Origin of the sequence: Sutcliffiella horikoshii (assembly GCF_020524325.1) — a bacterium.
Classification (GTDB): Bacteria; Bacillota; Bacilli; order Bacillales; family Bacillaceae_I; genus Sutcliffiella_A; species Sutcliffiella_A horikoshii_D.
On record NZ_JAIVKY010000008.1, the window covers coordinates 128,214 to 145,917 of the forward strand.

The window sequence follows — 17,704 nt, forward strand, 5'->3', positions numbered from 1 at the left end:
AGACAGAGCATAGAGCTATAGGGAAGACCATTCGTTTAGCAGCCTCACGACAGGGAGCTCAGAGCAATACACATCGACTCACAACCAGAGATTACAATAAGGAGGTATTATTTTGAGTGAAAATACATTGAAAAAGAAGAATCAAGATTTAATGGAAAAGGCGAAATATGCAGAAGATGGGTCGGAGTTAAAAAAAGATGCGAAGAGCGTCCAGAGAATAAATAGACATATGGAGCGCGAGAAAAACAAAAAAGCGCAAAAAGCAGCTCAACCTGCTTACGAGGTATCAGTTAATGATAATTCTTTCAAGGTAACAGGTGTAAATTCTGAAAAAGAAGCTATTGATAAGTTATCAAAATGGAGTGCTTTTCACAACATGGTTAACAAGATGAAGGAAAATGATGAAGAAGTAAATATTGAAGCGAAGAAGATACAGGGATAACAAAACACACCACACTAGTACTGTGGTGTGTTTTAGTTTTGTCTGGCGTCTTTCTTCAAATCATCCTACACACATTGGAAAGAACGAATTCGATTTGAATCTATACCGAAGTACATCCAAGTAAAGAAGAACCAGCGATAACCAGCGACAGATCTTCTTCCTATAAAGGTAGGGTAGAACCAGAATTGTTCTCCATTATTTAACCTGACCCATGTATAGCGGTATAAGCATCCGTAAAATGCACCCGGATCCACTGCCAAAGCAGTAGGTCCACCCGGGGAACCGAAGCTGGCAGTTTGGGGTGGTGGAGTAGATGGCGGTGGTCCGGGTGGTGGCCCACTTCCAGGTCCTCCACCTGGCCCTCCACCAGGTCCTCCCGGTGGTCCAAATCCAGGTGGTCCTCCAGAAGGTGGCCCAAAACCAGGCCCTTGCCCACCACCAGGAGGCGGTCCGAATGGTGGAAAACTAAGTTGACGATAAGGATACATAGGATTGCTCCCTTCTATTCAATTCTCTATACGGTATGCAGGCGCCCAGAGGTTGGTGAAAAAAAGATCTTTTTACTTGATTAAAGACCAAAAAAATATCAGGCTTCCAATTAGGAAACCTGATTAGTCTTATTTTTTATTTTGCTATTAGAACTGGACAGTTGGCAGTGTTTGTAACCTTATCGCTTACACTTCCAAGTATCAACTTCTTTAATCCTCCGAGCCCTCTGCTTCCGATAATAATAAGATCACTTGCTTGTGTGTCGGCATAGTTGCAAATTGTTTTGGCAGGGTCTCCTTGCATGACCTCTACTTTTGCTTCCACTCGTTCCTGGGATAATAGCGCATGGACCTCATTTAATGATTGTGTAGTAGCATCATTTTCGGCTGTAGCAACTTGTTGTTGACTCGGCACTGAATCTTTCACATTATTTGTATAAATGTTTAATCCGTCGACACTGCCCATACCACCGGCAGGAAGTGTATCAGGTCTAGTAGCTGGGACTGGGACATTTACAGATGTTTCTTCTAAGACATGTAAAATGGTAAGGTGTGAGTGTAATTTTTTTTTCATATTTATTCCCATTTGTACTGCTTTCAAACTGCTCTGAGAACCGTCATAAGCAATTAAAATATTATTGAAAGTTTCCATTTTCATCTGCTCCTTTTCCATCATTTTAAGTAAGTTTATTGTTGTAAATTAAATACCCTAAGCAATAACTTTTAAAACAAAGGAGGAGATGTGAAGACCTCTATTTTGCTTGAATGCATATATGTTCAAACTTTCTTACATCAAAAAGTCCAGTATCTGTTAACTTCAGTTCCGGAATAACAGGAAGGCTTAAAAAGGATAATGCCACAAAAGGATTAAAGCTATTTTGGCTGCCGATAAGATGAAGGGCATCATGAAGGTCCTTTAAGGACGACAGAGTTTGATCTGTCGTCATATTGGCCATTAAGCCTGAAATCTCAAGTGGCAAGGAGGCTACAACTTTTCCCTCACAAACAACCACCAGGCCGCCCTTAATCTGTTCTATTGCTTGGACTGCAACCAACATATCTTCATCACAAGTCCCCACTGTGACTATATTATGAGAATCATGTGCTACGGTGGAGGCTATGGCTCCGTTTTTTATTTGAAACCCTTTAACGATTCCAAGTCCGATATGCCCGCGACGCTTATGTCTTTCAATCACTGCGAGTTTTAATTGATCTTTATCATGGTTGGGTACAAAATGCCCATTATAGGTCGTCACGGTTTCTTTTATATGCTTGGTAACAAGACTGTTAGGGATAATTTCTATAATGTTACATGGTTTATCTGTTTCCACACTTATTGTTAAATCATTCTTATGAATTGGTTTCGTGTTTACAGAACCCTTTAAAAGATCTGGAACGACGATGGGAGCGTTTAGATGATCGTGTTCCTTTATTTTGTTTCCATTCTTATAGACATCTTTGATAGTGAATGTTTCAAGGTCTTCAATAATTAGTAAATCTGCGCGGTACCCTGGGGCAACCGCTCCTCTATCCTTTAAAGAAAAACACTCTGCGGCATTTAATGTAGCAATTTGTATGGCTTGCAAGGGTTCAAGTCCTTCTTGGATGGAGATTCGGATATTATGGTCGATACTGCCTTCATTCACCAAATCATCAAGATGTTTGTCATCCGTACAGAATAGAAAGCGTCTTGCATTTTTTTCATTTACAAGAGGAATCAAGGCTCTAACATCTTTTGCGACAGTTCCTTCCCGCATCATGACGTACATTCCCCGCTTCAATCTTTCTTTTGCTTCTTGTGCGGTGACGCATTCGTGATCGGTCTTTATGTTGGCAGAGGCATAGATATTCAAGTCTTCAGGAGCAAGGCCAGCGCCATGTCCATCAATTTGCTTATTATGCTGATACGCTTGTGCCAATTTTGCAATCATTGCTTCGTTGCCCTCACGGACAGCAGGAAAATCCATCACTTCTGCCAGTCCGATAACTCTCTCATGTTCGTAAAATGGAGCAAGGTCATGTGCCTGGATAGTGGCTCCATTGAACTCGAAAGATGTAGCAGGTACACAAGATGGTAGCATGAAAAAAACATCTACCGGGCATTCTTCTGTAGCATCCAACATGAACTGAATTCCAGAAGTACCACTTACATTTGCAATTTCATGAGGATCGGTAATGATGGTAGTGACTCCATGTGCAAGGATTGTCCGGGTAAAATAGTGGGGATGAATCATGGAGGATTCCATATGAACATGCCCATCAATCAGACCGGGACAAATGAATGCTCCTTTAGCATCTACTACTTCATGCCCATCATAATTACCTATACCTATAATCATGCCGTCTTTTATCGCAAGATCTTCCTCTAGAATCTCTAAATTAAATACATCTATTATTCTTCCGTTTTTAATAACGAGGTCAGCTTTGGTCTTTTTTGCTGCTGCTTTTATTATAGATTTCAAGTTAAGTGTCATGTTTTTCCCCTCCAAAATAGATAAAACTCCAAGCAATAACTTGGAGTTTGACCATGGAGAATACCCCTCAATCTTTTTTGCACTATACATGCAGATAAAATAAGAAGGTGGGGATTCTCGTAGTCAAACTCTTTACGGTAGTTTGGTAGAAACTTATGGACCATATCTCCAAGATTATACGAGTAGTTCAATATGAGTATTTTTCCCATTATAGTGGGGTGGAGGAATTTACGTCAAGCTTCTATTTATAACCGGAAAATTTCGAATTCGGTAAAAGGGGTTCACTTTTGTTGAAAAAGGGTATGTAATAGTGTTTAAGTTTGAGGAATGGTATTATCAACGAAGAAGAATGGCTTTTACATATTCTAATGTGGCCAATCTTTGATTATGCATGTCACCCTAAAAAAGAGGGGACTGCATTCGAATTACTATTATTAGTTTTGTTGCATATAGGGGGTTCTTATGGCTGAAAGAGTAAGTAAGCATAAACGAAAAGTTAGCTTTAGAGCAGTACTTCTTATTGCGGGGTTACTGGCTCTAATTATATTGGTTGGAATGCAATTATATATTAATACAAGGGACGTTAGTGCCCTGACAGATCCACTGCCACAATCTTCGGTACTATATGACAGGCACGGTGAAGTGGCAAGCAGGATCACATCCAATCAGATTGAAGGTGTTCCATCTGATGAAATCCCGGAAGTAATGAAGCAAGCGGTTGTAGCCGTCGAGGATCAGCGTTTTTATGAGCATGATGGGTTTGACTTTGTAGGAACCCTTCGAGCCCTTACAACTAATGTTAAAGCTGGAGGCTATGTGCAGGGCGGAAGTACAATTACGCAGCAACTGGCCAAAAACGTCTTTTTATCACATGATAAAACATTAAAACGTAAAACAGACGAATTCTTTTTAGCGAAAAAGGTTGAGAAATCTTATTCGAAGGACCAAATCATAAGTTTATATCTTAATCAGATTTACTTTGGTGAAGGAGCTTGGGGAATTAAACGCGCAGCTGCGGTTTATTTTGCAAAAGACCCAAAAGATCTGACCCTTGCCGAGTCTGCTACATTAGCAGGGTTAATTAAAGCTCCTTCAGCGCTTTCACCATTAAATAATGAGGAGCGCTCCATTCAGCGGAGAAACTTGGTGCTCTCACTTATGCACCAACAAGGATTCGTTACGGCTGAAGAAGTGGAAGAGGCAAAACAAGAAGAATTAAAGCTGGAAACAAGACATGTCGATCCTCATAAAGGAAAATATCCAAGCTTTACGGATTACATTATTGATGAGGCAGAAAGAATGTACGGCATCAGTGAGAGTGAACTCCTTGCGGGAGGATATCGTATATATACGACGCTCGAACCTAAGGTCCAGGAAGCACTTGAAAAAGTGTATGCAGATCCAGCGAATTTTCCGACCGGTAAGTCCGGCGAGGTAGCGCAAAGCAGTGGCGTTCTGCTTGATCCGAAAACAGGTGGAATTCTAGGAATGATCGGTGGCCGGGATTATCAGTTCCGTGATTTTAACCGTGCTTCCAAGCTTAAGAAGCCACCAGGATCCACAGCAAAGCCGTTACTTGTATATACGCCTGCTCTTGAAGAGGGTTATGATGTGTATGATATGTTAAATGATTCTCCAACTGAGTTTGGTGATTACAAACCACAAAATCACACATTGGACTTCCGTGGTGAGGTTTCCATGTATGATGCAGTGTTGAATTCTTATAATATCCCTGCGGTTTCCCTGTTGTATGATATGGGAATTCAAAAAGGTATGGACGCAGCGAAAAAGCTTTACTTGCCGGTGGATGAAAAAGAAGATCGTACACTCGGAAATATCGCTTTGGGCGGATTTCATGGTGTATCCCCGAAACATATGGCCGAAGCATATTCCGTCTATGCCAATAACGGGGAAATTATTGAATCACATGGAATTGTTAAGATAGAAACAGTAACAGGAAAAGAAGTGGCTTCTTTTGAGGAAGAAAAAGAACGTGTCTTTTCCGAGGAAGCCATTCAAAAGATGAACTATATGCTAAAGGGTGTTGTGGAAGAAGGTAGTGGAAAGAACGCTATCATTGATGGACGGGAAGTTGCCGGAAAAACAGGATCTACTCAGACAACTGATAATAATCATGGTGCCACTTCTAATCAATGGTTTGTTGGTTTCACTCCGCAAATTGTTGGGGCATTTTGGATTGGGTTTGATAAAGAATCTGCAGATAACGTCCTTCCCATCATCTCTGGAGCGGGAAGTCCTTCAGCAAAAGTTTTCCAACAAGTTGTAAGCGAAGCCCTTGAAGGGGAACCGGTAGAATCTTTAAACTTGCCTGCAAACCTTCAAAAGAAAAAAGAATCTTCCATGAAGGAAGAAGGAAAGAAAGAACGGGAACAAGAAAGAAAACAAGAAGAATCCAAAAGAGAAAAGAAAAAGAGAGACAAGGAAGATAAAAAAGATAAGAAGGATCGTGGCAAGAAGAAAGACCGGGACGATGACTAATAGGAAACACCTTTCTCAAATGATGGAGAAGGGTGTTTTTTTAAACATTTATTATGATTTATAGTATAGTTATATAATTAATTATTAAAAGAGGTGTCGAAATGAAAGCTTTAATTTTTAATGAATTTGGTGGTCCCGAGGTCCTGCAATACATAGAATTACCTCAGCCGACCATCGGAGATAAAGATGTTTTAGTGCAAATGAAGGCAGTAGGTCTTAACTATGCTGATATATACAGGAGGAAAGGGAACTACCATCTAGTGGGAGAACCTCCATACATCCTTGGATATGAAGGGGCTGGAATTGTTGTTAAGGTTGGTAAGCAAATAACAGATATTCAAGAAGGAGATAGAATCGCATTTGCAGATGTCCCGCTTGCAAATGCAGAATTTGTGTCTGTTCCTTATGAGAAAGCAATTCCGATACCAGATGGGGTTACATTTGAACATGCTGCCTCTCTTCTTTTACAAGGACTAACAGCTCATTATCTTGTACATGACAGCTATCAAGTTAAAGATGGTGATCAAGTTCTGATTCACGCAGCTGCAGGAGGTGTGGGTCAATTGCTGACTCAGCTAGTGACCATACTTGGAGGAACCTCGATTGGCCTTACTTCTAGTGTGGAGAAAGCTGAAGTGGCAAAAAGAACAGGAGCAAAAGAGGTATTGCTGTATGATACATCTTGGTCCGAAAAGGTTAAAGAATTGACTGCAGGAGAAGGTGTAGACGTTGTGTATGAATCGGTAGGTTCTACGCTTATAGATAGTTTTCAAGCCACAAGAATCGGGGGAACGGTTGTCTTTTTTGGAATGGCTGGAGGAGACCCCGCACCTGTTGATCCCCGCATGCTGATGGATACATCCAAGACATTAACAGGCGGCGATCTATGGAACGTTTTAAAAACCAGAGAGGTGCGTATAGAAAGGGCGGCTCAACTGTTTCAATGGTTACAAGAAGGCAAGCTTCAAATTGCATCACCCACTCTGTTTGCCTTAAAGGACGGAGCCGAAGCGCATAAATTGTTAGAAAGCAGGAAGAGTACCGGAAAAATCGTGCTGATTCCCTAAAATCGATAAAAAACAGAGTCTCTATCCATCTTCAGACGGAGAGAAAAAGACCCCAAAGTCTGTTACCAATCATTTCTAAGTAAGGTAAGATTACTTTAAATAATGATTGGTTGGGGGAAAAAGATGAAAAATATGATTGCTATCTTCAAGAAACCAAATTACAGTTTGCTGTTCTGGTCATCTTTTACTTCTACAATGGGGAGTATCGTCGGTATTGCCGCGTTGATGCTGTATTTGTTGGACAGATATACAAATCAGCCATTTTATGCAGCATTGACGGAATTAATGTATTCTTTGCCGACACTTGCGGTCTTCTTTTTAGTAGGGGTACTAGCGGACAGAATGGATCGACAGAAAATTGCCGTATACAGTGATGTAATCTGTGCAGTTTTATCATTGGCACTTATGGGGGCCATCTATATTGATTGGATGCCGCTTGTGTTTGGACTACTATTTTTAAGAAGTGCCGTATCGAAGTTTTTCCATCCTGCTCAGGCTGCAATCATCCAAGGAATTCTTACGAAGGATGAATATACCGTAGCAGCAGGTCTAAATCAGATGACAAGCAGCTTATTCATGCTGTTTGGTAACGCGCTAGGAATCTTTATCTACTGGACCGTAGGCCTTCAGGGTGCAATATTTGTATGCTTTGTCACTTACATGGTCAGTGCGATATTAATTCATGCTTGTAAGTTAGAGGAGGATGTCGTCCTGCCAAATGGCCGACACAAATGGAATCAACTTAATGTGAGGTTTGTAGCGAATGATTTTAAAGATGGAATGCTTTATATTATAAAAAATCCTTTGTTGGTCTACCTTATCATTGGTTTCTTTGTTTTTGGGATTGTAAACGGAGGGCTTTCCGTCATGCCGGCTTATATACTAAAATATAAACTTGCTCCAACAGACTATGAGCAACACATGATGGTGATGGGAGTAGTATTTGGTATCTCGGTTTTAATTGGAAGCATTGTTGCGTCCATGATGGCAAAAAAGCTGAAACTGTATCAAATGGTCATCATAGGTTTGGGTGTTTCTGGAGCATTTGTCGTAGCTAGTGGGTATAGTCCGGATATGTATTACTACTTTGCATTTACAGCTCTAATCGGACTAGGTTTGCCTTTTGTGAACATTGGAATTGGTGGATGGCTGCCAAGGATTGTAGATCCTAAAATGATGGGAAGGGTTCAGGGATGGATTACTCCTTTGATGATGTTGTCTCAGTCTATTACTCTGGGAGTCGTTGCGTTGACTTTTCAAAAAATCCTTTCAGTAGAAGGGCTTCACCTTCTTGTAGGGGGTTGCTTATTGTTTGTTGGGTTTTTCTATATGTTCACCTTACCTAAACATGCTTCAGAAGAGGAAGAGACAGCTGAAGGATTGGAAAATTCCGCTTCTGTGTAAAATTATTCTTTGACAAAATGGAAAAAGCAAATTAACATAGGAATCAGAAATTGCTTTCCGACAACTTTATACGAATCTACCACTAGGGGTGCCTTTATAAGGCTGAGATTGAAGTGTGACTTCAAGACTCTTAGAACCTGATCTGGTTAACACCAGCGTAGGGAAGTGGGGTCGAAACACTTTTCACTTAAATGTTCAGCTGTATTAGTGTATTCACCACCTTCTTTGCGCAAGCGAGGAAGGTGGTTTTTTGCGTTTACTAACATTTTTAGGAGGAATGGAGAATGAAATTTTCACAGCTTGTAAGAGAAAAAGCGGATCACATTTGGGAGGCGAGTTTCCATCATCCATTTGTAAAAGGGATAGCAGATGGAACTTTATCATTGGAGTCGTTTAAATATTATGTAGTTCAGGATGCCTATTATTTAAGCCATTTTGCAAAAGTGCAAGCATATGCAGGAGCAAAAGCTTTTGATTTGCAAACGACAGCAAGATTAGCAGCACATGCCCAAGGTACATACGAAGCAGAATTATCCTTACACGAAAACTTTTCAAGACGTCTTGGGGTCACAGAGGCAGAAAAGGCGGCATTCCAAGCAGCTCCGACCGCACACGCTTATACTTCCCACATGTATCGTGCCGTATTGACCGGCGGATTGGGAGAAGTAATTGCCGCCCTGCTTCCTTGCTACTGGTTATATTACGAAATTGGGGAGAGATTAAAAGACTGCACACCAGCTGAACCAATCTATCAGGAGTGGATTACAGCTTATGGTGGGGAATGGTTCAAGGAGCTTGTGGAAGAGCAAATCAATAGATTAGATGAACTTGCAGACAAGGCAACCGAAGAAGTGAAAGCCAGAATGCTGGAGTATTTCATCATCAGCAGTCAGTATGAATATTCCTTCTGGGAAATGGCCTATACCTTGGAGCGGTGGCCGGTCTCAGAAAAAGCAGTGAAGGCCTAGGGGGGATTCCAATGAACAGTGGATTAAAGCTTACAGATATTTTGGTGACAATCATTATTGCGTTGGTGTTCGGGATTGTTTATAAAATATGGGCTCCGGTTTATAATGTGTTGGCTCCATTCGGACTGCAGCTTCAAGAGCTGACATATGGCATGTGGTTCATTGCCGCGACAGTTGCTTATCTATTGATCAGAAAAGCCGGTGTCGCTTTCCTGGCGGAAGTGGCAGCCGCCTCAGGTGAATTTCTGGTCGGCTCGGAATATGGGTTGATGGTTTTGATATATGGTGTGATACAAGGACTTTTTGCTGAAATAGTATTCATGGCTTTCCGCTATAAGCGGTTTGATATGGTTGTAGCATCTCTTGCAGGTGCCGCTGCTGGTGTCGGCTCGCTTCTTATGGACCTATTTAGGGGATACCTGTTTGATTATGTATGGTGGAATGTGGCATTGCTCATTTCTTTCCGCTTGATCGGAGCAGTACTTTTAGCTGGAGTGCTTGCTTATGCACTTGTAAAAGCACTAGAGGCTACGGGGGTAACAACTCTTCTCAGACCTGCTAGCAAAGAGGATTATGATTCCTTAAGGCAATAGGGAGGCAGATATGGAACCAATCATAAAAGTAAACAATTTAAGGCTTAAATACCCAGGTGGCGATAAAATCTTTGAAGACTTATCCCTCGAGATTGGTAAGGGGGAAAAGGTATTGATTCTCGGCCCTTCCGGAAGCGGAAAATCGACCCTTATTCAGGTTTTGGCAGGGCTGATCCCAAATGTAGTGGAAGTACCGATGATTGTGGAGGAGCAACATGTGCCCAATTCATGGGGGTATGTCTTCCAAGACCCGGATGCGCAGTTTTGTATGCCATATGTGGATGAAGAGCTTGCGTTTGTTTTAGAAAACCTTGCAGTTCCAAGGGAGAAGATGAAGAAGAGAATTGCTGAGGTCCTTGAGATGGTGGGATTAGAGTTGGCGAATTCCCATATAAAAATCCAGCAACTCTCAGGAGGGATGAAGCAGCGGCTTGCTATTGCTTCCGTTCTTGCGATGGAGCCAGATGTGCTCTTTTTGGATGAACCGACAGCGTTATTAGATCCTGAAGGTACCAGGGAAGTTTGGGACACCATTAAGAAAGTGGCTGATGATAGAACTGTGATTATTGTGGAACATAAAGTGGAGCAGCTGCTCGACTTCGTGGAAAGGGTCATCGTGTTGGATGATGCTGGAAATATTATGGTTGATGGTCAGACGCAAGATGTTTTCCGTTCTTCTCTATCCCTTTTAAACGAATATGGTATATGGTACCCAGGTGCTTGGGAGAATTACTTGAAAAATACTAAGCACTTCAAACATAACGTGGAGACTGAAACGCCGGTGGTAAAAGTTAACGGTCTTTCAGGCTTTCGAGGCAAAGATAAAAAGATTTATGTGGAGGCTGCGGAAATTCATAAGGGTGAATGGATTTCTGTAGTTGGGGAGAATGGGGCCGGGAAAAGCACATTGCTAGAATCTTTAATGAAGCTGTTGAAGACAGAAGGCACCATCGAAATAAATGGAGAAAAGGTCAAAAATATCCCTACTGACAAAATCACCTTCGTATTCCAGAACCCTGAATTCCAATTTGTTACTAAATCTGTGGAAGCAGAAGTTGCCTATACGCTGATCTTGAAGAAAATGGAAGAAGAGTGGGTGATGGAAAAAGTAGAGGAAATGTTGAGGCTTTTCCGGTTGGACCATGTGCGTCATCACCATCCTTATCAACTATCTGTCGGACAAAAACGAAGGCTGAGCGTAGCGGCAGCTGTCATTCACCAGCCGAGTATTCTTCTGTTGGATGAACCGACATTCGGCCAGGACAGCAGAAACACGTTTGCCATGCTGGAATGGTTGGAAGCATTAAAAAAAGCAGGCGTAGCTATCTTGATGGTCACGCATGATGAGCACATCGTATCGGAGTTTTCGGATACCATTTGGACGGTAAAAGGTGGCAAGCTGATTGGTATGAGGCGTAATGAGAGATTAAGAGGCAGGGGAGAAAAGGATGCAGTTGGAGCTTTATAAAAATAAATCATGGATGCATGACATTAATCCTAGCTTCAAGTTAATAGGGATGGTCCTCCTCTTTATAGCTGTCCTGTTCATTCATAACATCAATGTGATGCTGAACTTAACGGGAATACTATTGTTAGTCTATCTCTTAATGACGGGGCAAACCTATAAGCTGAAGCTTCTATTATTGATCCCGTTTGTCTTTTTGTTTTTTACATCTGCTATCTCCATGGTTCTGTTTGGAAAGGGAGATACCACCTGGTTAGAATTCGGATTAATACATGTCTCGGAGGAAAGTTTCTATCGTGGAATTCACTTAGGTTCACGGTCACTTGTTTTTGCTTTTTGTGGATTGATTTTCGCTCTGACCACTCAACCGATTTTTTTATTTTATTCCTTGATGCAACAGTGGAAGCTGCCGCCAAAATTCGCTTATAGCTTTATGGCGGGTATCCGTCTTTTGCCGATAATCCTGGAGGAGTTTCTTACCTTAAGGAAGGCGCTGATTGTAAGGGGAGTGGAACAGAATGGCAACTTGGTAAAAAAGGTGTACTTTTACAGCATCCCTTTACTCTCTCAGAGTATCAGAAGAGCGTATAGAATTGCAGTAGCCATGGAGTCGAAGCGTTTCAGTAACCAAAAAAATCGGACCTATTACTATGAGCTGGGATACTCCCGAATGGATGTGTGGTTCGTGTTATTAATCCTGTTGATGATTGCTTTGTCCCTTTATATTGGGACCAGGCTACCTTATGTACCAGTAACAGATGTCAGATACAGTGGATAATGCAATTTCTTTTGAAAATTAAGAATTGTGTGCTATACTGTAGCCATCAATTTAATAACTCGTAACACTAGGGGAGTCAATAGTGACTGAGATGGAAAGAGTAATTTCCAGACCCTTTGAACCTGATCTAGTTTGTACTAGCGTAGGGAAGTGGAAATGTTCTATCACTGTTGGCTTTACATACCACACATAGATGAAACCCACTCTTTACGTTAAAGAGTGGGTTTTTTGCTTTTTAAGATTTTATGAAAAAAGGGGGAAGACCTTTGCAATTACATCTTATAACGGATGGTAAAAAAACGAAGGAAGAGCTTGTAGCCATCTTGTGTGGAATTCATGAGTCAGTGGATTTCATCCATGTAAGAGAAAAACACCGAAGTGCAAATGAGGTCTTTGAACTGGTAGATGAGGTGATAAGGTATGGGGTTCGGCCAGAGAAAATCATCATAAATGACCGTGTAGATGTTGCTCATGTACTTAATGTCGGCGGAGTACAACTGGCCTACCACAGTCTTAGAGTTTCCGAGATTCGCAGAAATTTTCCTGACTTAAGGGTCGGAAAGTCGGTACATAGTTACGAAGAGGCCATACAGGCCGAAAGGGACGGGGCTGATTTTATCCTATATGGCCATATTTACTCGACCTCTTCCAAAGAGGGATTGAACCCTAAAGGTCTGGTGGAATTAAGAAGCTTAACAAAATCATTGAAGATTCCCGTTATTGCCATAGGCGGAATAACTCCTGACAAACTACAGGAACTAAGGGCTTGCGGGGCAGGTGGGGTTGCGGTCATGTCTGGAATTATGGATGCAGAAGATAACGTTCATGCAGCGAAAGCCTTTCAAGCAGCAATGCTTGCCGAAAAGGAGGAGATTGGATGAATAAAAGCTATGACGTAATCATAATCGGAGGTGGTGTCAACGGCTGTTCTATTGCGTATTACCTTGCTCGTGGAGGCAAAAGTGTATTGCTTTTGGAGAGGGAGAAGTTGGCGGGAAAGGCATCGAGTGCGGCTGCTGGAATGCTTGGAGCACAAGTAGAAGTGACGGAAGAAGGAGCGCTTTTTGATATTGCCAAGGAAAGCAGGGCGATGTTTCCCTCTCTTCAATACGAATTAAAAGAGCACTCGGGAATTGATATAGAGCTTGTGCAGAAAGGGATGCTGAAGCTTGCTATGAATGAGGAAGAGGCACAGCACCTAAAAAGCACGATTGCCTTTCAACAAAAGTTAGGTGAGCGGGCAGAATGGCTTGCCCAGGAACAAGTAGCAGAAAGGGAGGGGCAACTATCGGATGCACTGGTGGGGGCGATGGATATTCCAATGGATGGCCATGTTAACCCAGAACGACTTACCCTTGCATTTGCAAAATCTGCAATCAATCTTGGCGCGGTAGTAAAAGAGTATGTAGAGGTATACTCGCTACTTAGAGATGGAGGCAGCGTCAAAGGAGTGGAGACTAGTAGCGGTAAGATTTATGGGGGAAATGTTGTTGTTGCAGCAGGAGCTTGGAGTAAAAGGCTGCTTAGCGAGTGCGGAGTGAAAATTCCTGCCTATCCGGTAAAAGGGGAGTGTTTCTCGGTCATCACAGATCGCCCATTGCTCACAAGTACAATCTTTACAGAAAGTTGTTACCTTGTTCCAAAAAGTGGAAATAGGTTGGTTATCGGAGCCACGATGATTCCTGACACTTTTTCTGAGAATGTAACGATAGGAGGGCTTTTTCAGTTAATGGAGGAGGCTTTTATAGTGCTTCCAGCTTTGAAAAGTTCCACTTTTGAGAGATCTTGGTCAGGGATACGCCCTCAAACAGGGGATGGTCTTCCTTATCTTGGGAAGCATCCAAACTATAAGAATCTTGTCATAGCTACCGGACATTATCGTAATGGAATTCTGCTATCCCCCATCACAGGAAAACTTGTAACAAAAATGATTCATGGTGATTTCATGCCTGAATATATGGAAGCATTCAAGTTAGATAGATTTAAAGAATATGCAAGGGGTGAGTAGTTTGAAACTGATTATTAATGGTGACGCTATTGAAATTCCAGATTCAGTGAATACCGTATCGGAACTGTTACAGCATTTTCAACTGGATCAGAAGGTGGTCATTGTGGAAAAGAACAAAGAGATTCTGCAAAAGGAACATCATGTGGCAGAGAATGTGCAAGATGGAGATCAATTTGAATTAGTGCATTTCGTAGGAGGCGGTTAATTTGTTGAAAATTGGTTCAAATTCATTTAATTCCAGGTTGTTGTTAGGAACAGGGAAGTATCCGGACTTTGATATCCAAAAGCAGGCAGTTGATGTTTCAGAATCGGAAATACTGACATTTGCGGTTAGAAGAATGAACATCTTTGAAGCAAGCCAGCCAAACTTTTTGGAAAAGCTAGATTTGGAGAAATACACGCTGCTACCGAACACAGCAGGTGCAAAAACGGCAGAAGAAGCTGTAAGGATAGCAAAGCTTGCGAAGGCTTCCGGGCTTTGCGACATGATCAAGGTGGAAGTAATCGGGTGTTGGAAAACACTATTGCCAGATCCGGTAGAAACATTGAAGGCAACGGAAGAACTACTAAAAGAAGGCTTTACAGTACTCCCATATACTTCAGATGATGTAGTGCTTGCTAGAAAACTAGAAGAGCTTGGGGCTCACGCCATCATGCCAGGTGCCTCCCCAATCGGGTCTGGTCAAGGAATCATCAACGAATTGAACCTGGGCTTTATTATTGAGCAATCCAGTGTACCTGTTATTGTGGATGCAGGAATCGGTTCACCAGCAGATGCAGCGAAAGCGATGGAATTGGGAGCGGATGGTGTGCTATTAAATACTGCCGTTTCAGCAGCAAAAGATCCCGTGAAAATGGCAGAGGCTATGAAACTTGCGATCGAAGCGGGCCGTCTCGGCTATGAGGCTGGAAGAATGGAAAAGAAACGTTATGCGACTGCCAGTAGCCCAAGTGAAGGAATGAGTGTCGGGTAATGGATCGATATTCACGCCAGACTCTTTTCGCACCGATTGGAGAGGGTGGGCAAAAAAGCATCCGTGAACACCATGTGTTGCTCATCGGTGCGGGGGCATTGGGCACAGGAAATGCGGAGGCGCTAGTAAGGGCCGGAGTCGGAAAAATCACCATCATAGACAGGGATTATGTGGAGTGGAGCAACCTTCAACGTCAACAGCTATACAGCGAAAGTGATGCACACGATAAGCTGCCAAAAGCGGTGGCAGCAAAGGAGCGGCTGCAGAAGATCAATTCAGAAGTGAAAATTAGTGCTCACGTTGCAGATGTAACGGCTGATATGTTGGATTTGCTGGTGAAAGAAGAGGGATTCGACCTGTTAATTGATGCAACCGATAACTTTGATATCCGCATGATTATAAATGATATAAGTCAAAAGTACGCTATCCCTTGGATATATGGAGCGTGTGTAGGAAGTTACGGGATCTCTTTTACCATTTTTCCAGGAGAAAGCCCCTGCTTGCAGTGTTTGCTGAAAACAGTTCCAATGGGAGGGGCTACTTGCGATACAGTCGGAATTATTGCCCCGGCAGTGGGGATGGTGGTCGCGCATCAAGTAGCAGAGGCATTGAAAATCCTTTCTGGTAACGGCAGGGAATGTAATCGTAAGCTTGTTTCCTTTGATCTGTGGAAAAATCAGTATGTCTCCTTGAATGTAGGAAAATTAAAGAATCCTGAGTGCTTAAGCTGTGGAGAAAATCAGACGTATCCCTATCTTTCTTTTGAAAACCAGACGAAAACGGCTGTCCTCTGTGGAAGGGATTCCGTACAGATAAGACCGGCTGAAAAAATGTCAGAAGGAAGAGGGTTTGGGGTTCTTAAAGAGCTTTTAACTACTCAGGGAATAAGTGTGGAATCAAATCCTTACTTAATGTCCTTTCAAGTTGAAGGACATCGTTTGGTAGCTTTCCAAGACGGTAGAGTGCTAGTTCACGGAACGAAAGATATTGCTAGAGCGAAGACTTTGTATCACCGATATTTAGGATAAGGGACGGAGAGACCTATGGTAGCAAAAGTATTAACAATAGCAGGTTCCGATAGTGGCGGAGGGGCCGGCATTCAGGCAGATATCAAAACTTTTCAAGAACTGGATGTGTATGGAATGTCAGCCATCACGGCCCTGACTGCACAAAACACATTAGGCGTTCAAAGCGTCTATCCGATTCCCGTGAACATGGTGTTGGAGCAATTGCATTCCATTGTAGACGATTTACGTCCGGATGCTTTAAAGACTGGAATGCTTTTCAGCGATGTCATCATAGACGCTGTAGCTGGAAAAATTGAAGAATATGGATGGGGGAATGTGGTGGTAGATCCCGTCATGATAGCAAAGGGAGGGGCAAGACTTCTACAGGAGGATGCCATTAGGGCTATCAGGGAAAAACTTTTACCGCTAGCAACCGTCACAACGCCAAATATCCCTGAGGCAGAGGTGCTGACGGAAATGGCGCTGGATACAATAGACAGAAGGAAGGAAGCTGCCCGAATACTACATAAACTTGGAGCTTCTCATGTTGTCATTAAAGGAGGACATGGGAAAGGGGATGAGTTAGTTGACCTTGTTTATGATGGCAGTAGTTTTTTTGAAATGAAAAGCATGCGCATTGATACAAGGCACACTCATGGAACAGGCTGTACGTTCGCTGCGGCTATTGCGGCTGGACTTGCTAAAGGTTGTACAGCAGAGGAGGCCATCTTGACGGCAAAACAATTTATTCATCGTGCCATCGAGGCAGAGCTTGGTATTGGTAGTGGCCATGGCCCGACCAACCATTGGGCATACAGGAAAGCTGGTGTAGTGGTATGAAAAGGGAGTGGCTAAACCTATATTTTGTGATGGGAAGTGTGGATTGTAATGGTCGCGATCCAAGGCATGTGCTGCAGGAAGCCGTCAACGGAGGAATAACTCTTTTTCAGTTTCGGGAAAAAGGGTATGGTGCCAAGGTAGGTTTGGAAAAAAGGAAGCTTGCACGGGAGCTTAAGGACATCTGTAAGGGGCATGAGATCCCGTTTATTGTAAATGATGATATCGATTTAGCTATAGAAGTGAAAGCGGATGGCGTGCATATTGGCCAAGAGGATACACTTTTTTCCGTGGCGGAGGACCGTCTAGCGCCTGGTATGATTATCGGAGTTTCTTGTCACACAGTGGAAGAGGCTACTGCGGCTGTGAATAATGGTGCAGACTACATTGGAGTTGGTCCCATGTACTTTACTACCACCAAAAAAGACATTAGGGAAGTGAAGGGGCCAGAGGTTATCAGGGAGATTAGGAATGTGGGATTAACGGTTCCCATTGTGGGAATCGGGGGCATCGTTGCGGAAAACGCGTTAGATGTGTTAAAGGCTGGAGCGGATGGAGTAGCGGTGATTTCAGCCATCTCAAAAGCAGAATCGGCTTTGGAAGCAGCCAAAGAGTTTAGTCGTATTCACAACATTGTCACAAAATAATCACTATTTCTTCCAATCAATGATATAATAAAAATCACCATTTACTTTATAAC

At 42.5% G+C, this 17,704-nt stretch carries 19 protein-coding genes and 3 riboswitches; of the genes, 16 read left to right on the top strand and 3 right to left on the bottom strand.

The window, feature by feature from the left end:
- Positions 1–112: 112 nt before the first annotated feature.
- A complete protein-coding gene (locus tag LC091_RS13340) occupies positions 113–442 on the top strand; it encodes a hypothetical protein (RefSeq protein ID WP_226682529.1) in 330 nt (109 codons plus the stop codon).
- 65 nt (positions 443–507) lie between these two features.
- On the opposite strand, the gene LC091_RS13345 is transcribed toward LC091_RS13340, so the two are convergent.
- The 3 genes from LC091_RS13345 to ade form a co-directional block, all read right to left on the bottom strand.
- The gene (locus tag LC091_RS13345; RefSeq protein WP_226682530.1) at positions 508–930 is read right to left on the bottom strand and encodes a hypothetical protein; all 423 of its coding nucleotides are present in this window, start codon (positions 928–930) and stop codon (positions 508–510) included.
- Between the two features lie 136 nt (positions 931–1,066).
- Positions 1,067–1,588 carry a universal stress protein gene (locus LC091_RS13350; RefSeq protein ID WP_226682531.1) on the bottom strand — a complete coding sequence of 174 codons (522 nt, stop codon included), beginning with the start codon at positions 1,586–1,588 and terminating at the stop codon, positions 1,067–1,069.
- Positions 1,589–1,682: 94 nt separating this feature from the next.
- Positions 1,683–3,404 (bottom strand): adenine deaminase, encoded by a 1,722-nt coding sequence (gene ade / locus LC091_RS13355; protein ID WP_226682532.1) that lies wholly within the window; start codon positions 3,402–3,404, stop codon positions 1,683–1,685.
- Positions 3,405–3,504: 100 nt separating this feature from the next.
- Positions 3,505–3,606: riboswitch (purine riboswitch) on the bottom strand.
- A gap of 118 nt (positions 3,607–3,724) precedes the next feature.
- On the opposite strand from ade, the gene LC091_RS13360 reads away from it, so the two are divergent.
- The 15 genes from LC091_RS13360 (at position 3,725) to thiE (ending at position 17,651) form a co-directional block, all read left to right on the top strand.
- Positions 3,725–3,874 (top strand): hypothetical protein, encoded by a 150-nt coding sequence (locus LC091_RS13360; protein WP_226682533.1) that lies wholly within the window; start codon positions 3,725–3,727, stop codon positions 3,872–3,874.
- Positions 3,867–5,903: a transglycosylase domain-containing protein gene (locus tag LC091_RS13365; RefSeq protein ID WP_226682534.1), complete on the top strand. Its 2,037-nt coding sequence runs from the start codon at positions 3,867–3,869 to the stop codon at positions 5,901–5,903. The genes LC091_RS13360 and LC091_RS13365 overlap by 8 nt, the downstream gene beginning before the upstream one ends.
- 101 nt (positions 5,904–6,004) lie before the next feature.
- Positions 6,005–6,970, top strand: a complete 966-nt coding sequence (locus LC091_RS13370; protein WP_226682535.1) for a quinone oxidoreductase family protein — start codon at positions 6,005–6,007, stop codon at positions 6,968–6,970.
- Between the two features lie 123 nt (positions 6,971–7,093).
- Complete coding sequence (locus LC091_RS13375) at positions 7,094–8,374, top strand: MFS transporter (protein ID WP_226682536.1); 1,281 nt, start codon at positions 7,094–7,096, stop codon at positions 8,372–8,374.
- Between the two features lie 74 nt (positions 8,375–8,448).
- Positions 8,449–8,555, top strand: a riboswitch (TPP riboswitch).
- Positions 8,556–8,658: 103 nt separating this feature from the next.
- Positions 8,659–9,342: a thiaminase II gene (gene tenA, locus LC091_RS13380; protein ID WP_226682537.1), complete on the top strand. Its 684-nt coding sequence runs from the start codon at positions 8,659–8,661 to the stop codon at positions 9,340–9,342.
- Between the two features lie 11 nt (positions 9,343–9,353).
- Positions 9,354–9,935, top strand: a complete 582-nt coding sequence (locus tag LC091_RS13385; protein WP_226682538.1) for an ECF transporter S component — start codon at positions 9,354–9,356, stop codon at positions 9,933–9,935.
- A 10-nt stretch (positions 9,936–9,945) separates the two neighbouring features.
- On the top strand, positions 9,946–11,403 hold the full coding sequence (locus tag LC091_RS13390) for an ABC transporter ATP-binding protein (RefSeq protein WP_226682539.1): 1,458 nt from the start codon (positions 9,946–9,948) through the stop codon (positions 11,401–11,403).
- Complete coding sequence (locus LC091_RS13395) at positions 11,384–12,178, top strand: energy-coupling factor transporter transmembrane component T family protein (protein ID WP_226682540.1); 795 nt, start codon at positions 11,384–11,386, stop codon at positions 12,176–12,178. Before LC091_RS13390 ends, LC091_RS13395 begins: the two co-directional genes overlap by 20 nt.
- Positions 12,179–12,237: 59 nt before the next feature.
- Positions 12,238–12,344: riboswitch (TPP riboswitch) on the top strand.
- A gap of 100 nt (positions 12,345–12,444) precedes the next feature.
- Positions 12,445–13,059: a thiazole tautomerase TenI gene (tenI, locus tag LC091_RS13400; protein ID WP_226682541.1), complete on the top strand. Its 615-nt coding sequence runs from the start codon at positions 12,445–12,447 to the stop codon at positions 13,057–13,059.
- The gene (gene thiO / locus LC091_RS13405) at positions 13,056–14,186 is read left to right on the top strand and encodes a glycine oxidase ThiO (protein WP_226682542.1); all 1,131 of its coding nucleotides are present in this window, start codon (positions 13,056–13,058) and stop codon (positions 14,184–14,186) included. Before tenI ends, thiO begins: the two co-directional genes overlap by 4 nt.
- Positions 14,179–14,391 carry a sulfur carrier protein ThiS gene (thiS, locus tag LC091_RS13410; protein ID WP_404819687.1) on the top strand — a complete coding sequence of 71 codons (213 nt, stop codon included), beginning with the start codon at positions 14,179–14,181 and terminating at the stop codon, positions 14,389–14,391. Before thiO ends, thiS begins: the two co-directional genes overlap by 8 nt.
- Before the next feature lies 1 nt (position 14,392).
- Entirely contained in the window at positions 14,393–15,160 is a 768-nt protein-coding gene (locus tag LC091_RS13415; protein WP_226682544.1) for a thiazole synthase, read from the top strand.
- Positions 15,160–16,188: a thiazole biosynthesis adenylyltransferase ThiF gene (locus tag LC091_RS13420; protein ID WP_226682545.1), complete on the top strand. Its 1,029-nt coding sequence runs from the start codon at positions 15,160–15,162 to the stop codon at positions 16,186–16,188. Before LC091_RS13415 ends, LC091_RS13420 begins: the two co-directional genes overlap by 1 nt.
- A gap of 15 nt (positions 16,189–16,203) precedes the next feature.
- Positions 16,204–17,007 carry a bifunctional hydroxymethylpyrimidine kinase/phosphomethylpyrimidine kinase gene (gene thiD, locus LC091_RS13425; RefSeq protein WP_226682546.1) on the top strand — a complete coding sequence of 268 codons (804 nt, stop codon included), beginning with the start codon at positions 16,204–16,206 and terminating at the stop codon, positions 17,005–17,007.
- A complete protein-coding gene (gene thiE, locus LC091_RS13430; protein WP_226682547.1) occupies positions 17,004–17,651 on the top strand; it encodes a thiamine phosphate synthase in 648 nt (215 codons plus the stop codon). Before thiD ends, thiE begins: the two co-directional genes overlap by 4 nt.
- Positions 17,652–17,704: the final 53 nt, after the last annotated feature.

What these genes read in the sequence shown, in the direction of transcription:
- LC091_RS13375 (WP_226682536.1), top strand. Translation starts at nt 7,094, where the DNA reads ATGAAAAATATGATTGCTATCTTCAAGAAACCAAATTACAGTTTGCTG.
- LC091_RS13390 (WP_226682539.1), top strand. Translation starts at nt 9,946, where the DNA reads ATGGAACCAATCATAAAAGTAAACAATTTAAGGCTTAAATACCCAGGT.
- thiO (WP_226682542.1), top strand. Translation starts at nt 13,056, where the DNA reads ATGAATAAAAGCTATGACGTAATCATAATCGGAGGTGGTGTCAACGGC.
- LC091_RS13385 (WP_226682538.1), top strand. Translation starts at nt 9,354, where the DNA reads ATGAACAGTGGATTAAAGCTTACAGATATTTTGGTGACAATCATTATT.
- ade (WP_226682532.1), bottom strand. Translation starts at nt 3,404, where the DNA reads ATGACACTTAACTTGAAATCTATAATAAAAGCAGCAGCAAAAAAGACC.
- LC091_RS13350 (WP_226682531.1), bottom strand. Translation starts at nt 1,588, where the DNA reads ATGAAAATGGAAACTTTCAATAATATTTTAATTGCTTATGACGGTTCT.
- thiE (WP_226682547.1), top strand. Translation starts at nt 17,004, where the DNA reads ATGAAAAGGGAGTGGCTAAACCTATATTTTGTGATGGGAAGTGTGGAT.
- tenA (WP_226682537.1), top strand. Translation starts at nt 8,659, where the DNA reads ATGAAATTTTCACAGCTTGTAAGAGAAAAAGCGGATCACATTTGGGAG.
- LC091_RS13370 (WP_226682535.1), top strand. Translation starts at nt 6,005, where the DNA reads ATGAAAGCTTTAATTTTTAATGAATTTGGTGGTCCCGAGGTCCTGCAA.
- thiD (WP_226682546.1), top strand. Translation starts at nt 16,204, where the DNA reads ATGGTAGCAAAAGTATTAACAATAGCAGGTTCCGATAGTGGCGGAGGG.
- LC091_RS13395 (WP_226682540.1), top strand. Translation starts at nt 11,384, where the DNA reads ATGCAGTTGGAGCTTTATAAAAATAAATCATGGATGCATGACATTAAT.
- LC091_RS13420 (WP_226682545.1), top strand. Translation starts at nt 15,160, where the DNA reads ATGGATCGATATTCACGCCAGACTCTTTTCGCACCGATTGGAGAGGGT.
- LC091_RS13345 (WP_226682530.1), bottom strand. Translation starts at nt 930, where the DNA reads ATGTATCCTTATCGTCAACTTAGTTTTCCACCATTCGGACCGCCTCCT.
- LC091_RS13365 (WP_226682534.1), top strand. Translation starts at nt 3,867, where the DNA reads ATGGCTGAAAGAGTAAGTAAGCATAAACGAAAAGTTAGCTTTAGAGCA.